This is a genomic window from Chromobacterium rhizoryzae (assembly GCF_020544465.1).
GTDB lineage: Bacteria > Pseudomonadota > Gammaproteobacteria > Burkholderiales > Chromobacteriaceae > Chromobacterium.
This window is the reverse complement of record NZ_CP066126.1, coordinates 822,922-842,547: the sequence shown is the minus strand read 5'-3', so window position 1 is coordinate 842,547 and position 19,626 is coordinate 822,922. Positions and strand designations below refer to the sequence as shown.

Here is a 19,626-nt window from a genome sequence, read left to right as displayed (position 1 = left end):
TGGAATTGTTTAAATCGGAGAATACCGACTCACAAAACCCGCCGAAGAATATACCGCATAAATTGAATATTTTTACAGACCTCGAAAAATAATCGAAATCAAATCGGGCGCGATGGACGCGCAGCCCGATGGGCGCCGACAACACATCACCTGGAAAGCCATTGAAATGAGCGTTAGCGATTGGAACGATAACGACCTGGACCTTCTCGACCATTTGCTGGAACAAGAACTGGACGTCTTGCTCCCGGCCCCCGCGCCCGTCGACGGCGGGCGGATCGCCCGCGGCGACGCCGCCTCCGGCCCGCTGTCCTTCCAACAACAGCGGCTCTGGTTCCTGCACCAATTGAGCGCCGGCGCCGCCGCCTACAATATCTGCTCCGCCTTCCGCCTGAGCGGCGCCTTGCAAGCGGACGCGCTGTGCCGGGCCTTTGATTGCGTGGTGGCGCGCCACGCCTCGCTGCGCACCGCCATCCGCGAAGTGGACGGCGCGGCGGCGCAGATCCCGCAGCCGGCCGGCCGCGCGGCCATCGAGCGCCTGGACTGGTCCGGCCTGCCGGCCGAAGAAGCCGCCTCCCGGCTGGAGGCGCTGGCGCGCCGCGAAAGCGCCCACGCCTTCGACCTGTCCGTCGGCCAGCCGCTGCGCATCGCGCTGCTGAAGCTGGCGGCGGACGAACACGCGGTGGTGCTGACCCTGCATCACATCGTCGGCGACGCCTGGTCGCTGACGGTGCTGATGGACGAGGCGGCCCGCGCCTACGCCGCGCTCAGCCGCGGCCGCGCGCCGGAACTGCCCGAGCTGCCCATCCAGTACCTGGACTACGCGCGCTGGCAGCACGCCAACGGCCGGCAAGACCGCTGGGACGCCGACCTCGCCTACTGGAAAACCCAGCTGGCCGGCCTGCCCACGCTGGAACTGCCCACCGACAAGCCGCGGCCGCCGGTGCAGGGCTTCGACGGCGCCACCGTGGGCTTCGACATCGGCGCCGATACCGCCGAGCGCCTGCGCCGGCTGGCGGCGGCCGAACGCACCACCCTGTTCTGCCTGCTGCTGTCCGCCTTCCAGGCGCTGCTGGCCCGCCACGCGCGTCAGGACGATCTGGCCATCGGCACCTCGCTGGCCGGCCGCGAACGGGTGGAAACCGAGGGGCTGATCGGCTTCTTCGCCAATATGCTGGTGATCCGCGGCCGCATCGGCCCCGCGGACAGCTTCCGCCAGTTCGCGCGCCGGCAATCGGACACCATGCGCGACGCGGTGGAGCACGCCGCCGTGCCCTACGACCAACTGGTCGGCGCGCTGGGCCAGGCCAGCCGCGACCCCAGCCGCAACCCGCTGTTCCAGGTCGCCTTCACCCTGCTCAACATCCCGGCGGCGATGCCGACGCTGGACGGGCTGCGGCTGACTCCGGTGCTGAGCCAGGAGGCCGCCCGCTTCGATCTGGAGCTGTTCATGCGCGAGACCGAGGACGGCCTGTCCGGCGCGTTCTCCTACAACACCGCGCTGTTCGAGCGGCTCTCGGTGGAGCGCCTCGCCGAACAACTGAGCCTGCTGCTGGACGCCGCCAGCCGTCAGCCGGACGCGCCGCTGGCCGCGCTGCCGCTGACCACGCCGCAGCAGGCCGCCGCCCTGCTGACCCTGCCGCGGCAGGCGGCCGCCGTCGATTGCGAGCCGGTGCACCGCGCCTTCAGCCGCTTCGCCGCGCGGCAAGCCGACGCCGCGGCGCTGCGCTGCGACGGCCAAGAGCTCAGTTACGGCGAACTGGAACGGCTGTCGGACGCCGCCGCGCGGCGGCTGGCGGCCGCCGGCGTGCGGCCGGGCGAACCGGTGGGCCTGTGGCTGACGCCCTCCTTCGAAATGCTGATCGGCGTGCTGGCCGCGCTCAAGGCCGGCGCCGGCTATGTGCCGATGGACCCGGCCTATCCGGCCGACCGCATCCGCTACATCCTGGAAGACAGCGGCGCGCGCGCCGTGCTCAGCACCGAGGCGCTGGCACCCTCGCTGCCGCCCTTCGCCGGCCCGCTGCTGACGCTGGACGCGGCGGAACCCGCGCCGGCGGCGGCGCTGCCGGCCGGCGACGACCCGGACGGCCTGGCCTACATCATCTACACCTCCGGCTCCACCGGCCGGCCCAAGGGCGTGGCGGTCAGCCACCGCAACTGCGCCCGGCTGTTCTCCGGCAGCGCCGAGCTGTTCCGCTTCGGCCCGTGCGAAGTGTGGACGCTGTTCCACTCCTACGCCTTCGATTTCTCGGTGTGGGAAATCTGGGGCGCGCTGGCCCACGGCGGCGTGCTGCTGATTGTGCCGCCGCTGCTGGCCCGCTCCTCGGACGCCTTCTACCAGCTGTTGTGCGAGGAAAAAGTCACCGTGCTGAGCCAGACCCCGTCGGCCTTCCGCCAATTGATGGCCGCCGAGGAAGCAAACCCGCGCGAAGGCGATCTGGCGCTGCGCTACGTCGTCTTCGGCGGCGAGGCGCTGGACCTGAGCAGCCTGGAACCCTGGCTGGACCGCCACGGCGACGACTACCCGCAGCTGATCAATATGTACGGCATCACCGAAACCACCGTGCACGTGACCTTCCGTCGCATCGGCCTGCCCGAGATCAAGCGCAAGCTGGGCAGCGTGATCGGCGCGGCGCTGCCCGATCTGTGCATCCGTCTGCTGGACGACGCCCTGCAGCCGGTGCCGCCGGGCATGGTGGGCGAAATCCACGTGGGCGGCGCCGGCGTGGCGCTGGGCTACGTCAATCAGCCGGAGCTGAGCGCCCAGCGCTTCATGCCGGACCCGCACCTGGACAGCGGCCTGCGCTTCTACCGCAGCGGCGATCTGGCGCGCGTCACCCCGCGCGGCGAGCTGGAATATCGCGGCCGCGCCGATCAACAGGTCAAGCTGCGCGGCTTCCGCATCGAAACCGCCGAAATCCAGGCCCTGCTCAGCCAGCACCCGGCGGTGGCGGAAGCCGCCGTGGTGGTGCGCGGCGACGGCGATCAGGCGCGGCTGGTCGCCTACGTCGCCAAGCGCAGCGGCGTAGACGCCGCCGCCAAGGACAAGGACAAGGGCTGGCTGCCCGCCTTCGACATGATCTACGAGGACGCGCCGGCCGAGGACGCCGACCTCGATCTGGTCGGCTGGACCGACTCCTACGACAACGCGTTGATTCCCGCCGAGCACATGCGGCGCTGGCGCGACGAGATCCTGAGCCGCATCCGCGCGCTGCGCCCGCGCCGGGTGCTGGAAATCGGCGTCGGCAGCGGCATGCTGCTGCTCGCCGTCGCCCCGGACTGCGAGCATTACCACGGCCTGGACTTCTCCGCCCGCGCGCTGGAGCGCCTGGGCCGCACCGTGGCCGCGCGCGGCCTGGAACAGGTGACGCTGGAGCGGCGCGAAGCCCGCGAGCTGGCCGGCCTGCCGGACGACTTCGACACTGTGATCCTCAACTCTGTGGCGCAATACTTCCCCGACGCCGCCTACTTCCTGGACGTGGTGGACCAGGCGCTGGCGCGGCTGCGCCCCGGCGGCAAACTGCTGCTGGGCGATCTGCGCCACCTGGGCCTGCTGCGCCACTTCCAGGCCAGCCGCCTGCTGCGCCGCCTGCCCGCCGTCGCCGCACCGACGCGGACGGAACTGCGCCGTCAACTGGACGCGCTGATCGCCGAGGAAAAGGAACTGCTGGTGGACCCGGCGCTGTTCCGCCGCCTGGCGCGCCGCCGCGGCGACATCGCCGCGATCGAAATCCGCCTGAAGGAAGACGGCGGCGATTGCGAGCTGACCACCTACCGCTACGACGTGGTGCTGAGCAAGGGCGCGCCGCGCGCCGCCACCGCGCCGGCCGCCGACGCCTCGCGCTTGCGGCCCGGCCTGGCCAACCGCCGCGCCGCCGAGGTCAACCGCTTCCTCGCCTGGCTGGATCATGATCCGGTCAACAGCGCGGCCGACGACGAAGCCGCCGACGGCCAGCCCTGGCAGGCGCAAGCGCCGTCTGACGCCGCCGAGCCGGCCGAACTGCTGGCCGAAGCCGCCGCCGCCGGCCTGGCCGCCCGCCTCAGCTGGAGCGAGGACGCCGCCGACGGCCGTTTCGACCTGGCCTTGGCCGCCGCGGCCGACGCCTTGCCGCCGCTGGCGCTGGAACGGCTGGACGGGAACGACGACGGCGAGCCCGCCGCCTGCTTCAACACCCCGGCGCAAAGCCAGCCGCGCGACGCGCTGGGACCCGAGCTGCGCCGCCACCTGGCCGCGCACCTACCCGACTACATGCTGCCGGCCGCCTTCGTCACCCTGGACAAGCTGCCGCTGACCCATAGCGGCAAGCTGGACTGGCGCGCCTTGCCCGAGCCCGGCCAGGCCCAACAAGGCGGCGCCGACGCCGGCGCGCCGCCGCGCAACCGCGCCGAAAACGAAGTGGCCCGCCTCTGGGGCGAGGTCTTGGGCGTCAGCGGCCTGGGCCGCGAACAGAACTTCTTCGAAGCCGGCGGCCACTCGCTGCTGGCCACCCGGGTCATGTCCAGGCTGCGCGCCGAATTCGGCGTCGAACTGCCGCTGCGCACTCTGTTCGAACACCCGACGGTGGCCGAATTCGCCGCCGCGCTGGCGGCACGCGTCGCGCTGGAAGACCCCGCCGCGCCGGCCTCCGCGCCGGAGCGCCGCATCCCGCCGGCCGACCGCTCGCGGCCGCTGCCGGCCTCCTTCGCCCAACAGCGCTTCTGGTTTCTGGAACGGCTGGACCAGGGCGAACACGGCGTCTACAACATCGCCCAGGGCCTGCGCCTGCGCGGCCGCCTGGACCTGGCCGCGCTGCGCGCCGCGCTGGCCGGCGTGGTCCGCCGCCACGAGGCGCTGCGCACCCGTTTCGCGCTGAGCGACGGCGAGCTGCGGCAAATCGTCGACGGCGGCGACGGGCCGGAACTACAGGAACTGACGCTGCGCGTGGACGCCGGCGACAACCTGGACGCGGCGCTGAATCGCGCCGCCGACGCCTTCGCCCGGCCCAAATTCGACCTGGAGGCCGCGCCGCCGCTGCGCTTCGCCCTGCTGCGCATCGGCCCGGACGACGCCGCGCTGCTGATCGCGCTGCACCACGCGCTGTCCGACGGCTGGTCGCTGGGCGTGCTGGTGCGTGAATTCGGCGAGCTCTACGCCGCCGCGCGGGAACAACGCCCGCCCAGCCTGCCCGCCCTGCCCATCCAGTACGGCGACTTCGCCCAATGGCAGCGCGACGCCCTGTCCGGCGAACGCTACGACCAGATGCTGGCGCGCTGGAAAACGCGCCTGGCCGACGCCCCGGCGGCGCTGGAACTGCTGGGCGACCGGCCGCGCGGCGCCGGCGGTCCGCGCCGCGGGCGCTTCGTCCGCTTCGATTTCTCGCCGGCGGAAACCCAGAGCTTGCGCCGGCTGGCCGAGCGCGCCGGCGGCACCCTGTTCATGGTGCTGCTGGCCGGCTACGCCGAACTGCTGTCCCGCTACAGCGGCCAGCGCGATCTGGTGATAGGCAGCCCCATCGCCAACCGCAATCACCTGGACCTGGAGGGCCTGATCGGCTGCTTCGTCAACACCCTGGCGCTGCGCGTCGATCTGAGCGGCGCGCCCAATGCGCTGCAACTGCTCTCGCGGGTCCGCGACGTGGTGCTGGAAGCCTACGAACTGCAAGACATGCCGTTTGAAACCATCGTCGACGCGCTGCGGCTGGAGCGCTCGCTGGCGCGCAACCCGCTGTTCCAGACCATGCTGGTGCTGCAGAACGCGCCGCTGGACACGCTGCGCCTGCCGGGGCTGGAGCTGGAAACCCTGTCCAACGACGACAGCTCGCCGCGCTTCGACCTGACCCTGACCGTGCACGAAGCCGACGGCGGCCTGCAGGCGATGCTGGAATACGACGTCGACCTGTTCACCGACGCCGGCGCGCGCAGTCTGGCCTCCAGGCTGCAACGCTTGCTGCTGGCCATGGCCGACCAGGCGGAACAGCCCTTGCCGCGCCTGGCGCTGCTGGACACGGACGAAAGCCGGCGGCTGCTGGCGGACGACGGCGACGCGGCGTCCGCGCCGGCCACCCTGCTGCCCCTGATCGAGGCCAGCGCCGCCGCCGCGCCGGAAGCGACGGCCTTGAGCGACGAGCGCCTCAGCCTGAGCTACGGCGAACTCAACCGCCGCGCCAATCAACTGGCGCGCGGCCTGATCCGGCTCGGCGTCGGCCCGGAAGACATCGTCGCCATCGCGCTGACGCGCTCCGCCGACACCGTGGTGGCCATGCTCGCCGCGCTGAAAGCCGGCGCCGCCTATCTGCCGCTGGACCTGGACTACCCGGCCGCCCGTATCGCCTTCATGCTGCAAGACGCCGCCCCGCGCTGCGTGCTGACCCTGAGCGACGCCACGCTGCCGGACGGCGCGGCGCGGCTGAATCTGGACGAGCCGGCCCTGCAAGCGCAACTGGCCGCGCTGCCGGACGGCAACCCCGCCGACGCCGAGCGCGTCCGCCCGCTGCGGCCCGAGCACCCCGCCTACCTGATCTACACCTCCGGCTCCACCGGCGTCCCCAAGGGCGTGGCGATCCAGCACGGCAATCTCCACGCCTCCACCGCCGCCCGGCTCGCCTTCTATCCGGCGGAACTGTCGCGGCCGGGCACCGCCTTCCTGCTGCTGCCCTCCTTCTCCTTCGATAGCTCGGTGGCCCTGCTGTTCTGGTCGCTGGCCTGCGGCGGCCGGCTGATCCTCAGCCGCGCCGGCGGCCAGCTGGAGCCCGGCTACCTGGCCGGCCTGGTGGAGCGCGAACGGGCCGAAGTCTGGCTCAGCCTGCCCTCGCTGTACCGGACCGTGGCCCAGGCCCAGCCCGCCGGCTGGGGCGGATCGCTGCGCGCGGTGGTGTTCGGCGGCGAAACGGTGTCGGCCGGCGACCTGATAGGCCAAGGCCGGCGCTTCTACAACGAATACGGCCCCACCGAGGCCACCGTCTGGGGCACCGCGACGGAAATCGCCGCGCGCGACGGCCAGCCCATCGACATCGGCCGCGCCATCCCCGGCTACCGCGCCTACATCCTGGACGAAGCCTTGCAGCCGACGCCGCCGGGCCTCGCCGGCGAACTCTACCTCGCCGGCCCCGGCGTCGCCCGCGGCTATCTGCGCCGCCCGCGGCTCACCGCGGAGCGCTTCCTCCCCAACCCCTTCCGCTGCGGCGAGCGGATTTACCGCACCGGCGACCGCGCGCGCTGGCTGGCGGACGGCCGCATCGAATACCTGGGCCGCGGCGACCAACAGCTGAAGCTGCGCGGTTATCGCATCGAAACCGGCGAGATCGAAGCCGCGCTCAGCGCCCAGCCCGGCATCGCCGCCGCCGCGGTGGCGCTGCACCACGCGCCGCCCGCCGCCGCGCGGCTGGTGGGCTATCTGGTGCCGGCGGACGGCGAGGCGGATACCGCCGCGCTGCGCCGCGCGCTGGCCGAACAACTGCCGGAATACATGATTCCCAGCGCCTGGGTCAGCCTGCCGGCGCTGCCGCTGACGCCCAACGGCAAGCTGGACCGCCGCGCGCTGCCGGCGCCGGAGCTGGCAGCGCGCGCCTACCGTGCGCCGGGCACCCCGCTGGAAGCGCAGCTGGCCGCGCTGTTCGCCGCCGTTCTGGGCCTGCCGCGCATCGGCGTGGACGACAGCTTCTTCGACATGGGCGGCCACTCGCTGCTGACGCTGCAACTGCTGTCCCGCATCCGCGAGGAACTGGGCGTGGAGCTGCCGCTGGCCTCGCTGTTCACCTCCGGCACCGTCGCCGAGTTCGCCCGGCTGGTTCAGGAGGCCGGCCAGGCCGCCGCGCCGTCGGTGCTGGTGCCGATCCGGACCGACGGCGACGACGGCGCCCTGCTGCTGGTCCACGACGGCTCCGGCCAGATCATCGGCTATCAAAAGCTGGTGGAGCGGCTGTCGCCGCGCTGGCGCGTCTACGGCCTGCAAGCGGCGGGGCTGGACCCGGCCGTCGCCGCCGACGACAGCGTGGCGGCCATGGCCGAACGCTACGCCGCCGCCGTGCGGCAAGCCGGCCTGCCCGGACCGCTGATCCTGGCCGGCCACTCCTTCGGCGCCGCGGTGGCGGCGGAACTGGCACGGCGGCTGGTCGAGACCGGCGTCGAAGTCAGCCTGCTGGCGGCGCTGGATGCGCCGCCGCGCCCGGACGCCGGCTTCCTGAACGAGCTGCCCCAGGACGAGGCCGGGCTGCTGCATTACATGGCCCGCACCGTGGAAATCGCCACCGGCAAAACGCTGGCCGTCTCGGAAGACATGCTGCGGCCGCTGGACCGCGCCGGGCGCTTCGCGCTGCTCAGCCGGCAGGTGCGGGCCTCCGGCCTGTTCCCCCAGGGCATGGACCCGCGCCGGGTGGAAGCGATGTTCGACGTCTACCGCGCCAACCTGCTCAGCCTGCGCGGCCATCAGCCGCAAACCGCGCCCTGCCCGGTGGCGGTGTGGGTCACCGACGGGCTGGCCGCCAGCATGGCCGGAGCGGCCGACCTGGGCTGGTCCGACTACGCCGCCGGCCCGGTCCAGGTGTTCCGCGCCGCCGGCGAACACGCCGACATGCTGCGCGAGCCGCATGTGGCCGGGCTGGCGGACAGCCTGGAGCGCGCGATGCGAGAACGTCATGTCTAAGCCCATGTCCGCCTCCCTCGCCGCCCCGCCGTCCTCGCTCTGGCGCGACCGGCGCTTTCTCTGGCTCTCCGCCGCCTGGTTCTGCTCCATCCTGGGCCAGCAGACCGCGCTGATCGCCCTGCCCTGGCTGGTGCTGCAGCTGGGCGGCGACGGCCTCGCCCTCGGCCTGGTCGTCACCGCGATGGAACTGCCGCGCGCGGTGTTCATCATCGTCGGCGGCGCGGTGGCGGACCGGCACTCGCCTCGGCGGGTGTTCCAGTGCTCGCTGCTGTGCTGCGCGGCGCTGCTGGCGCTGCTCGGCTACGCCGCCTACCGCGGCGGGCTGCCCTTGGCCTGGCTCTATCCCTTCGCCGCGGCCATGGGCGTCGTCGCCGCCTTCACCGGACCGTCGGCCGCCGCCCTGCTGCCCAACACCGTGCCGGAAGACAGGCTGCAACAGGCCAACTCCGTGTTCATGGCGGTCAACCAGCTCACCTTGCTGACCGGCCCCATGCTGGCCGGCGCGCTGATCGCCCTGCCCGGCGTCCGCGCCGGCGGCGGCCTGGGCCTCGCCTTCCTCTTGGGCGCCGCCTGCTTCCTGAGCGCCGGCCTGATGCTCAGCCGGCTGCGGCCGCTCGCCGCCGCCGCGCCGGCACCGACGCAATCCGCCGCCGGCATCCTGCGCGCCATCCGCCGCGGCGCCGCCTGGACCTGGGGCGACGCCACCCTGCGCGCGCTGTTCTTCTACTGGGCGGTGATCGCCTTCCTGACCGCCGGCCCCATCCAGATCGGCCTGCCGCTGCTGGTCAAGAACGTCTTGAGCCTGGACGCCGGCCATTTCGGCACCCTGCTGTCCGCCCAAGGCGCGGGCAGCCTGCTGGGCATGGCCCTGCTCAGCCTGCTGCCGCCCAAGGCGCTGGGCCGGCTGGGATGGATGGTATTCTGCGCGGACGCGCTGATGGGCGCGCTGATCATCGGCCTGGGCCTGTCCGCCGCGTTTGCCGCCAGTTGCGCAATGATGTTCCTGATCGGACTCTTGGGCGGCCTGGTGCAAGTCCGGCTGATGGCCTGGATCCAGGCCCGCATTCCGGCGGAGATGCGCGGCCGGGTGATGAGTTTTTTGATGTTCATGATGGCGGCGGTCACGCCCTTGTCCACCACGCTGGCCGGCCTGAGCCTGACCTCGGCGCCGGTGCGCGCCTTGTTCGCCGGCGCCGGCCTGCTGCTGATCGGCGTCGCCGTGCTGGCCTTGTGCAGCCCCCGGCTGCGCGCCATCGGCGCGCCCGCCGGCCCCGGCGCCGCGGACGCCCGAGCCACCCCTTCCCTGCAAACAGGAGACTGAATCGATGCACCCCACCCCCTGGCTCCAGCGCCAGTCCGCCAGCCAAGCGCCGCGGCTGCGCCTGTACTGCTTTCCCTACGCCGGCGGCCACGCCGGCGCCTATGCCGGCTGGCAAGGCCGGCTGCCTCCGGAAGTGGAAATCTGCGCCGCGCAACTGCCCGGCCGCGCCGCCCGCTTCCGCGAAGCCGGCTTCAAGGCGCTGCCGCCGCTGGTGGATGCGCTGGCGCGAGAACTGCCGCTGGACGACGAACTGCCCTTCGCCTTCTTCGGCCACAGCATGGGCGGGCTGATCGCCTTCGAACTGGCGCGACGGCTGCGCGCCCAAGGCCGGCCGCAGCCGCTGCGGCTGATCGTGTCCGGCTGCGACGCGCCGCAACACCGCCAGCCGCCGCGCATGCTGCACCGGATGGACGACGACGGCTTCATCGACGCGCTGCGCGACTACAACGGCACGCCCGCGGAAATCCTGGCCCACCGGGAAATGATGGATCTGCTGCTGCCCACCCTGCGCACCGACTTTGAACTGGTGGAAACCTATCGCTACCAGCCGGCCCCGCCGCTGACCCTGCCCATCACCGTGCTGGCCGGGCGCGGCGACCGGCAACGTCTGCCGGAACAGACCGAAGGCTGGCAGCGGGAAACCGCCGCGCCCGCGCGCGTCCACTGGTTCGACGGCGACCACTTCTTCATCGCCAGCGCCCGGGACGCCGTGCTCGCGCGCCTCAACAGCGAACTCGCCGATGCGCTGTCCAGCCCTGCCGCCGCCATGCCGGACCTTGCCTAAGACCCGCTAACAAAACCCCTGATCCTGCGTTGCGCCTCCTTGCCGTACGACTTGTACTGCCTGCGTCGGCGCGCCTTGGCTCAGCTTCTCTGCGAGGTTTTGTTAGCGGCTCTAAGAACCTGCTTACGATCTGCTGCGCGTTGTGGAGCGTTACACGGTGAGTTCGCCTTGCCTCGCTCTTACTCGTGAGATCGTAAACCGACTCTAAGCCGCAGCCGCCCGACGAAACGCCGGGCGCAAACGCGCCCGGTCTCGCAGCGCCGCCATAGCGGACGCCCGCCCCTTGCCTCCCCGCTGCAAGCACGTGATAATCCGGCCGTGCTGTGCTTCAGCACCGGGCGTAGGAACCCGAGTTGCATCATGGCGGACATCACTGCGAGAGCAGCTGTGTCCGTGTGCCTTGTCATGCCCTCATAGGCGGACCGGGCGAGGCAGCCCACGGGCTGGCCGGTTCCATGGTGCCGGTATTCCTACCCTCGTTCGGGCTGCCGCCCACCGTAGGAAGTGGGCTGCGGAAAACATACCGTACATCATGGAGGCACCATGTCTAACGCCCCTCGCCCCCACCACATCCCATCGCTATCAAGCTTGCTGCTCCAACTGAAAAGCTTGCGTCAGCAGGATGCCACGCTCCACCCGATTGACCCGCTATTGCGGCAACTCGACGCGTACTGCGAACACTTCGATCACAGCCTTCATCTGCTCAGCCTGGAATTCAATCAAATCAGCACCGCCTTGTCGGCGCTGGCGGCGATGCTGGAGCAATCCAAGCTAGACACGCTGGAATGCGAGCAGGTGTATTGCCTGCTGGAACCCTTCGCCCGCCGCTTACAACAGACCACAATGCAAATGCAGGAACTGGCCTAACCCCTCCAAACGACCAAAGCCCCGGATGGGGCTTTGGTCGGAAGATCGGGATTAGCATGTTGGCATGAGGCGACATCCTGAATCCGCCCACTCGCGGCCATGTGAAATTTTTTTCAAAAATCCTTGACGCTCAAAAGCCGGATCTATATTATTCCGCTTCTCGCAAGACACAACGTCTAGCGAGACAGCGCACCCGTAGCTCAGTTGGATAGAGTATCTGGCTACGAACCAGAGGGTCGGGCGTTCGAATCGCTCCGGGTGCGCCACAACTTAAAGTGTCCCTATAGTTTAGCGGTTAGAACACCGCCCTTTCACGGCGGTAGCCGGGGTTCGATTCCCCGTGGGGACGCCACTAGCACCCGTAGCTCAGTTGGATAGAGTATCTGGCTACGAACCAGAGGGTCGGGCGTTCGAATCGCTCCGGGTGCGCCACAATTTAAGTCCCTATAGTTTAGCGGTTAGAACACCGCCCTTTCACGGCGGTAGCCGGGGTTCGATTCCCCGTGGGGACGCCAGTATTAGCAAAAGCCCGTCATGGCGACATGACGGGTTTTTTGTCGTCCGCGCAAACCACACCACAAAGACAAACGGCTTGCCACGCAAGCCGTCCGCAATAGCCACCTGGTTTGTATTGATTCGTACAAGACCATTCTCACGCAAACCCATAACCCCTCCTCCGCTTGCGCCTGGGAACCCAAGCCTCGCGAGCCAAGGCGCACTCACTGAGTAAGGCTCCACAAGGCGCAACAGATCGTGAACAGCTTCAGAGCCTGTTCAAAGTCTCGCGAGCAAGGGCGAGACAAGGCGAAAACAAGCGAAAAAGCGGAGTGCACATACGGTACATGAGCATTTTGAGTTTGTTTTCAACGCCCCTTTCTATCCATCCCGCCGACGCGCAGCAGATCGTAAACAGGTTCTTAGCGCTCTGCCCAAGCCAAGGTCGCCTTATACCCGTCCGGCGCCTCCAGCGCCCAGGCTCTTGTCGCCGGCCAGCGTTCGGGCGCGGCAATCCGCAACGGCAGTTCCTTATCCGTCAGTTCCAAGGCCTCGAACGCGGACAGGTGCTGAGCAATGCCCACGCCCCAGGCTTTCAGCACCGCCTCCTTGATGGTCCACAACTGGAAGAAAGCCGCCACGTCCCGCCCGTGTCCGCATAGTTCCAGCTCCCCCGGCAGCAAGGTCTGCTCCGCCAGCGCCGGCACGTCGCGCATGGCTTGCACCGTTTCGATGTCCACCCCCACCTGCCCGCCGCGCGCGATGGCGATCAACGCGTAAGCGCCGGAGTGAGACACATTGAAGACCGGCGCGCCGGCCAGGCTCAAGACGGGTTTCCCATGGGCGCCCAGCTCAAACGTCAGCGCGTCCGGCGTCAGGCCGGTTTCTTGCGCCAGCAGCCGCCTTAAGGCCAGCCGGGTCAGGGCGAACTGCAACTGGTTGATGGTGCGCAGATAGCGCAGGCAGCGCTTGCGCTCGTCCTGACTCAAGCCCGCCAGCAGCGCCTCGTCCACCGGCCAATCCACATCCAGCCGCACGCGGTACAGCCGCAAGGCCTGCGGCGCGCCCGCCGGGCAAGGCAAGGGCTTGATCAAAGCGTTCAGTTCCATCCGCCTCTCCGCGCAAAAACCGCCATTATCCCTAGCCTGTAGCACGGCAACCAGGCTATTTGTGACCATCCCGCCACAATTTGGCACTTTTCATGCGTAATAATCACATTCCTTGGTTGAACTCGATAATGAGAATCGTTACCATTTGGCTATGGATAAATTCATGCATGCCCAAAACGCGGCCAAACTTGGCAACGGGGCCAGCGCAGCCAACCTGTCGCCGGTGCTGCGCAGCTGCGAGCTGTTCGCCAAAGGCAGAGAAATCCTGATCGAGCATCAGGGCGAAATGTATCGCTTGCAACTCACACGCAACGGCAAGCTCATCCTAATCAAATAGGTCTCTGACCACACACACCGCAAGCCAGCCAAGACTAGCCAGCCAGCGGAAGCACCCAACCTTAGGAAGTTTGGAGTTTCCATGGCCTTATTTCGCGCCACCCCCTTGGTTCTGAGCCTGGCCGCCGCCTGGCCCGCGCTGGCGGCGACGCCGGCGGAACTGGAGACCGTTCAGGTCACCGCCCACCGCAGCAGCAAACCGCTGGCGGAAACCGCGCCCAACGCCAGCGTGATCTCGCGTCACAAACTGGACGATCAACTGGTGCGCGACATCGCCGACGCGGTCAAATACGAGCCCGGCGTGGAAGTGGCCACCGATCCGGCGCGCCGCGGCAACGCCGGCTACACCATCCGCGGCATCGACGGCAACCGCATCCTGATGCTGATCGACGGCATCCGCCTGCCGGAATCCTATGCCGGCGGCGGCAGCAATAACGGAGCCGTTTCCGGCCGCGATTACGTGGAACTGGAAACCCTGCGCGCCATCGACATCGTCAAGGGCCCCACTTCCAGCCTGTACGGCTCCGACGCCATCGGCGGCGTGGTGGGCTACCGCACCAAGACCGTGGACGACTTCGTGCCGGAAGAACAAGGCGTGGGCGGCAGCGTCAAGGGCTTTGGCGGCACCGCCAACAATGGCTGGGGCAGCAGCGCCGGCGTGGGCGTCAAGGGCGAGCGCGCCGATCTGATGCTGCTCTACACCCATCGCAACGGCCATGAAACCGACAACCAGGGCAATAACGACAGCAGCAGCACGCTGCGCACCAAACCGAATCCGCAAAGCTGGGACAGCGACAATGTGCTGGCCAAGCTGGGCTTCAAGCCGGCCGCCAACCAGCGGCTGGAACTGACGCTGGAACACTATCGACGCGATACCGACAGCGCATTGCTGAACTCGCTGGGGCCGGTGCCCCGAACCACTTACGCCCTCACCGACAACCAGGCCAAAGACCGCACCCAGCGCGACCGCGCGTCGCTGGCCTGGGAAGGCAAGCAGCTGGGCGCCTTCGACCGGCTGGCGGTGAAAGCCTATTATCAGAAGCTGGACAACGCCGACACCAATACCGAATGGCGCAGCAACGGCCTGCGCATCTTGTCCGACTACGGCTTCAAGCAGGATAGTTACGGCCTGACCCTGGAAGCCGAACACAACTTCCAGGCCCTCTCCGCCGAACACCAGCTCTTGTGGGGCGCGGACTTGAGCCGCACCGACACCAGCCGTCCGCGCACCAAGACCCAGTACAACCCGAACGGCAGCACCAGCAATATCGTCGGCGGCGAAACCTACCCCAACAAGACCTTCCCCGACAGCCGCTCCGAGCGCATCGGCCTGTTTGTCCAGGACGAGATCAAGTTCGGCAACGGCCTGGTGGCGTCTCCGTCGCTGCGCTGGGATCACTACAAGATGACGCCGCAGCCGGATCAGGCTTTCGCCAACGGCAACCCCAACAACTATCAGGTGCCCACCTTCAAGGACAGCGCCTTCTCGCCCAAGCTGGGTCTGAGCCTGCCGTTCGCCGATCATTACACCGGCTTCCTGCAGTTCTCCTCCGGCTTCCGCGCGCCGCCGTTCGACGACGCCAATATGGCGTTCACCAACCCGATTCAGCGCTATCAAGTGCTGCCCAACCCCAATCTCAAGTCCGAAAGCAGCCGCGGCGTGGAACTGGGCCTGAAAGGCCAGTGGGACAGCTTTGATTTCGGCGTCACCACCTATGCCAACCGCTACAAGGACTTCATCGATCTGGCCGACATCGGCATGATCAACGGCCTGTCCGCCTATCAGTACCAGAACATCGGCGAAGTCGAGATCAAGGGCGTGGAAGGCCGCGCCGCCTGGCGCTTCGCGCCGAGCTGGCGCGCGATGGCGTCCATCGCCTACACCCATGGCCAGAACAAACAGAAGAACGAACCCTTGGCCAGCATCACCCCGCTCAACGCCACGCTGGGCCTGCGCTACGACCAGGCCAGCTTCGGCGGTGAAGCCTTGCTGAAACTGGCCAGCGCCAACGACCGCCTGCCCAATGTCGCGCAACAGGGCAGCAGCCAGACCTCGCCGCCATTCAAGGCTCCGGGCTACGCCGTGCTGGACCTGACCGCTTACTGGAAGCCGGCCAAGAACACCACGCTGCGCGCCGGCGTGTTCAACGTCTTCGACCAGAAATACTGGAAAGCCGCCGACGTGCGCGGCAAGACCAGCAGCGACCGCACGCTGGACCTGTTCACCCAGCCTGGCCGCAACCTCAGCGCCAGCGTCGAATACACCTTCTAACCGCGAGCGCCCGCCCCTTGGCGGGCGCCCGTTTTTGATCGTTCCAAGGAGAATCCAAACATGACCGACTTCAGCCAGCTGTGGGATCGTTACCAAATCCTGAAAGCCAGCCAGCCGAAACTGCGCGTGCGCGACGCCGCCGACGCCCTGGGCGTCAGCGAGGCCGAACTGGTAGCTGCGGACCCGGCCAGCCAGGCCCTGCAACCGCATTGGAACGACATCCTGGGCCAGATCGCCCAGTTGGGCCCGGTGATGGCGCTGACGCGCAATCACGCCTGCGTGCACGAAACCACCGGCGATTACCGCAATGTGCAGATCGACGGCAAGATCGGCCTGGCCATCAACCCGGTCATCGACCTGCGCATCTTCCTGTTCCATTGGCAGCACGCCTTCGCCGTCACCACGGCCGGCGCGCGCGGCGAGCAGCGCAGCTTGCAGTTCTTCGACCGTTTCGGCGAGGCGGTGCACAAGATCTATCTGACCGCCAATAGCGATGTAGCCGCCTACCAGCGCCTGGTGGAGACCTTCTCCGCGCCCAAGGCCGCGCTGAGCATAGACCCGCAGGAAGCCGAAGCGAAGGAGCTGGACGACGAGGCCATCGACAAGGCCGGCTTCCAGCAGGAATGGCAGAGCCTGCAGGACGTGCACGCCTTCCATCCCTTCCTGCGCCGCTGGGGCGTGTCCCGCCAGCAGGGCTTCCGCCTGGCGCCGGAAGGCCAGGCCTGGCGCGTGCTGCCGGAAGCGGTGGAGCAGCTGCTGCGCCGCGCCGCCCATATCGAAGCCCCCATCATGGTGTTCGCCGGCAACCGCGGCATGATCCAGATTCACACCGGTCCGGTGCGCAATGTGCAGATCGTCGGCAACTGGCTCAATGTGCTGGACCCGCACTTCAACCTGCATCTGCGCACCGATCTGATCGCCGAAGCCTGGGTCACCCGCAAGCCGGGCGATCACGGCGTGGTGACCTCGCTGGAACTGTTCGACGACAAGGGCTTGTCGCTGGCCACCTTCTTCGGCGAGCGCAAGCCGGGCCAGGCGGAACGCGTGGAATGGATCAAGCTGCTGGGCGAGCTGCCGGCACTGGAGCGCGCCGATGTCGCCTAAATTCGCCTTCGCCGCCCTGCTGGGCCTGGCCGCCGCGCTGCCCGCCTGGGCGGCGCAACGCATCGTGGTGATGACCCCCGACATCGCCGACATCGTGGTGGCGCTGGACGCCGGCAAGGAAGTCGTCGGCCGCGACCGCTCCAGCAAGTCGCCGGCGCTGGCTCAGGCCCAGGTGGTGGGCTTTTCCCGCGCGCTGAACGCTGAAACCATCGCCCGGCTCAAGCCCACCCTGGTGCTGGGCAGCGCCGAGGCGCAACCGCCGACGGTGTGGACCCAGCTGCGCCAATTGCAGGTGCGCGCCGAGGAAGTGACGCGCCGCGAGGACGGCGCGGACTTCGCCGACGCGATCCGCAAAGTGGGACAGCTCTTGGGCCGCGACGCCAACGCCCAGCAACTGGCCAGCCGCTGGCAACGCGAGATGACGCCGCGCCCGGCGCGCGGCGTGCGCTATCTGGTCAGCTACGACGGTCAGCTGGTGGCCGGCCGCGACACCGCCGCCGACACCCTGATCCGCGCCGCCGGCGGCGTCAACGTCGCCAGCCAGCTGTCCGGCTTCAAGCCGATGGCCCGCGACGCCTGGCAAAGCCTGCAACCGGACGTGATCATTCTGGGCAGCCACACCGGCGCGGTGCACGGCGGCAAGGAGGCCTTCTCCAAACGGCCGGAAATCGCCTCCACGCCGGCCGGCAAGCAGGGCCGCATCTACCTGTTGCCGGCCAAGGACGCGATGATGGTGGGACTGAACAGCCCGGCGGTGGTCGAGCAGATGGTGAAGATGTGAGCGCGCTGAGCATGGAAGCCGCCGCGCCCAATCGCGGCCGCTGGCTGCTGCTGGGTCTGCTCGCCGCCAGCCTGCTGTTGCCGCTGCTGGCCTTGTCCAGCGGCGGCAGCGGCCTGGCCTGGCCGGACTTCAGCGATCCGCTGCTGACCCAGCTGCGGCTGCCGCGCATCGCCGCGGCGCTGGGCGTGGGCGCGGCGCTGGCCGCCAGCGGCGCGGCCTTGCAAGCGCTGTTTCGCAATCCGCTGGCCGACCCCGGCCTGATCGGCACGTCCAGCGGCGCGGCGCTGGCCGTGGTCAGCATGCTGGCCATCGGCGCCGCCGGCCTGTCCTTGCCGCTGGCCGCCTTCGGCGGCGGCCTGCTGGCCACCTGGCTGATTCTATTGCTGTCGCGGCTGGTGCGCGGCGGCCTGGCCGGCCTGCTGCTGATGGGCCTGGTGGTGGGCGCCTTCTGCGGCGCCATCACCAGCCTGATGATTTTCATGTCCGACGACCTGACGCTGCGCGCCGCCACCAGCTGGCTGGCCGGCAATCTGTCGTCGGCCTCGTCGGAACGGCTGCTGGCCTGCCTGGGCGTGGCCGGCCTGGGCTTGCTGATCCTGATCGCCGTGGGCCGCGATCTGGACTGCCTGCTGCTGGGCGAGGACGCCGCCCGCTCGCTGGGCATCGATGTGCGCCGCACCCGCCGGCTCACCGCCGTCGGCGCGGCGCTGGCCACCGGCGGCGCGGTGGCGCTGTCCGGGGTGATCGGCTTTGTCGGCATGATGATTCCCAACGCGCTGGCGCTGCTGCTGGGCGGCTGCCGCCGCCGGCTGATCCTGCTGTCGGCCTGGGCCGGCGCCTTATTCCTGCTGGCGGTGGACACGCTGGCGCGCACCATCGCCTGGCCCATCGATCTGCCGGTGGGCTTAATGGCGGCCTTCGCCGGACCGCCGTTCTTCGTATGGCTGTTCCGGCGGCAACAAAGGAGTCTGATCAATGGCTGATACCACTACCCTGTGCGTGCGCCAGCTGGCCTACGACATCGGCGGCAAGCGGATTCTGGACGACATCAACCTGGACTTGCCCACCGGCCGGGTCAGCGCGCTGCTGGGCCCCAACGGCGCCGGCAAGACCACGCTGATGCGGCTGCTGGCCGGTTTGAACACGCCCGGCGCCGGCGCGGTGCGCCTGGCCGGGCAATGCGTCGGCCGCATGGAGCCGGCGGTGCGTGCGCGCCGCATCGCCTGGGTGCCGCAGCACATCCCGTCCGGGATTCCGCTGACGGTGCGCGAATTCGTGATGCTGGGCCGCGTGCCCTACCTCGGCGCCTTCTCGCAGCCGCGGGTGGAGGACAAGAGCGCGGTGGCGGACGCCTTGGGCACGGTGGAGCTGGACGATTACGCCGACAAGCGGCTGGACCAGCTGTCCGGCGGCGAGCGCCAGCGCGCGGCCATCGCCCGCGCCTTGGCGCAGCAGGCGCCGGTGCTGCTGCTGGACGAACCCACCAATCACCTGGACTTGCGTCACCAGCACCGCTTGCAGCAACTGCTGCTGGAATTGTCGCGCCAGGGCCGCACCGTGGTGCAGGTCTTGCACGACCTGGCGCTGGCGGCCAGCTACGCCGACCACGTGGCCTTGCTGGAACAGGGCCGGCTGGTGGTGGCCGGCGCGCCGGAGCAGGTGCTGACGCCGGAACGGCTGCTGGCGGTCTACCGCTGGCCGGTGCGTTTGCAGCGCAACGGCAACGACTGGCAGGTCAACGCCGCCTTGGCGCAGGCGCAGAAGCCCGCGGCGCTGGCGGCCGGCGCCTGAGAGCCTGTTCATAGTCTGCTGCGCGTCGGCGGGATGGATAGGTAAAGGGCGTTGAAACTGGTTTCGAAATGCTCATGTACCACTTGAGCATTCCGCTTTTTCGCCCGTTTTCGCCTTGTCTCGCCTTAGCTCGCGAGATCGGAAACACG

At 69.0% G+C, this 19,626-nt stretch carries 11 protein-coding genes and 4 tRNA genes; 14 read left to right on the top strand and 1 reads right to left on the bottom strand.

Annotation, left to right across the window (positions count from 1 at the left end):
* Window positions 1-166 precede the first annotated feature (166 nt).
* The 8 genes from hmlG (at window position 167) to JC616_RS03795 (ending at window position 12,104) form a co-directional block, all read left to right on the top strand.
* Window positions 167-8,617, top strand: a complete 8,451-nt coding sequence (gene hmlG, locus JC616_RS03830; RefSeq protein WP_227106801.1) for a jagaricin-like haemolysin non-ribosomal peptide synthetase HmlG — start codon at window positions 167-169, stop codon at window positions 8,615-8,617.
* A complete protein-coding gene (hmlH, locus tag JC616_RS03825) occupies window positions 8,610-9,938 on the top strand; it encodes a jagaricin export MFS transporter HmlH (protein WP_227106798.1) in 1,329 nt (442 codons plus the stop codon). Before hmlG ends, hmlH begins: the two co-directional genes overlap by 8 nt.
* Before the next feature lie 4 nt (window positions 9,939-9,942).
* Window positions 9,943-10,722 carry a thioesterase II family protein gene (locus JC616_RS03820; RefSeq protein ID WP_227106796.1) on the top strand — a complete coding sequence of 260 codons (780 nt, stop codon included), beginning with the start codon at window positions 9,943-9,945 and terminating at the stop codon, window positions 10,720-10,722.
* Window positions 10,723-11,265: 543 nt separating this feature from the next.
* On the top strand, window positions 11,266-11,589 hold the full coding sequence (locus JC616_RS03815; RefSeq protein ID WP_227106794.1) for a hypothetical protein: 324 nt from the start codon (window positions 11,266-11,268) through the stop codon (window positions 11,587-11,589).
* A gap of 189 nt (window positions 11,590-11,778) precedes the next feature.
* A tRNA-Arg gene (locus tag JC616_RS03810) sits at window positions 11,779-11,855 on the top strand.
* An 11-nt stretch (window positions 11,856-11,866) separates the two neighbouring features.
* Window positions 11,867-11,941 (top strand) — tRNA-Glu (locus JC616_RS03805).
* 3 nt (window positions 11,942-11,944) lie between these two features.
* Window positions 11,945-12,021: transfer RNA gene (locus JC616_RS03800), tRNA-Arg, on the top strand.
* An 8-nt stretch (window positions 12,022-12,029) separates the two neighbouring features.
* Window positions 12,030-12,104, top strand: a tRNA-Glu gene (locus JC616_RS03795).
* 402 nt (window positions 12,105-12,506) lie between these two features.
* Here the strand turns inward: JC616_RS03795 and JC616_RS03790 are convergent.
* Window positions 12,507-13,193: a 4'-phosphopantetheinyl transferase family protein gene (locus tag JC616_RS03790; protein WP_227106792.1), complete on the bottom strand. Its 687-nt coding sequence runs from the start codon at window positions 13,191-13,193 to the stop codon at window positions 12,507-12,509.
* Window positions 13,194-13,356: 163 nt separating this feature from the next.
* On the opposite strand from JC616_RS03790, the gene hemP reads away from it, so the two are divergent.
* The 6 genes from hemP to JC616_RS03760 all read left to right on the top strand — a co-directional run bounded on the left by hemP (window position 13,357) and on the right by JC616_RS03760 (window position 19,477).
* Entirely contained in the window at window positions 13,357-13,530 is a 174-nt protein-coding gene (gene hemP, locus JC616_RS03785) for a hemin uptake protein HemP (protein ID WP_107801622.1), read from the top strand.
* Between the two features lie 81 nt (window positions 13,531-13,611).
* The gene (locus JC616_RS03780; RefSeq protein ID WP_227106790.1) at window positions 13,612-15,801 is read left to right on the top strand and encodes a TonB-dependent hemoglobin/transferrin/lactoferrin family receptor; all 2,190 of its coding nucleotides are present in this window, start codon (window positions 13,612-13,614) and stop codon (window positions 15,799-15,801) included.
* Between the two features lie 60 nt (window positions 15,802-15,861).
* Window positions 15,862-16,905, top strand: coding sequence for a hemin-degrading factor (locus tag JC616_RS03775; protein WP_227106788.1), 1,044 nt, complete (start codon window positions 15,862-15,864; stop codon window positions 16,903-16,905).
* Entirely contained in the window at window positions 16,895-17,686 is a 792-nt protein-coding gene (locus JC616_RS03770) for a heme/hemin ABC transporter substrate-binding protein (protein ID WP_107798070.1), read from the top strand. The genes JC616_RS03775 and JC616_RS03770 overlap by 11 nt, the downstream gene beginning before the upstream one ends.
* 11 nt (window positions 17,687-17,697) lie before the next feature.
* Window positions 17,698-18,669: a FecCD family ABC transporter permease gene (locus JC616_RS03765; RefSeq protein WP_404990267.1), complete on the top strand. Its 972-nt coding sequence runs from the start codon at window positions 17,698-17,700 to the stop codon at window positions 18,667-18,669.
* Complete coding sequence (locus JC616_RS03760; protein WP_227106785.1) at window positions 18,662-19,477, top strand: ABC transporter ATP-binding protein; 816 nt, start codon at window positions 18,662-18,664, stop codon at window positions 19,475-19,477. The genes JC616_RS03765 and JC616_RS03760 overlap by 8 nt, the downstream gene beginning before the upstream one ends.
* Window positions 19,478-19,626: the final 149 nt, after the last annotated feature.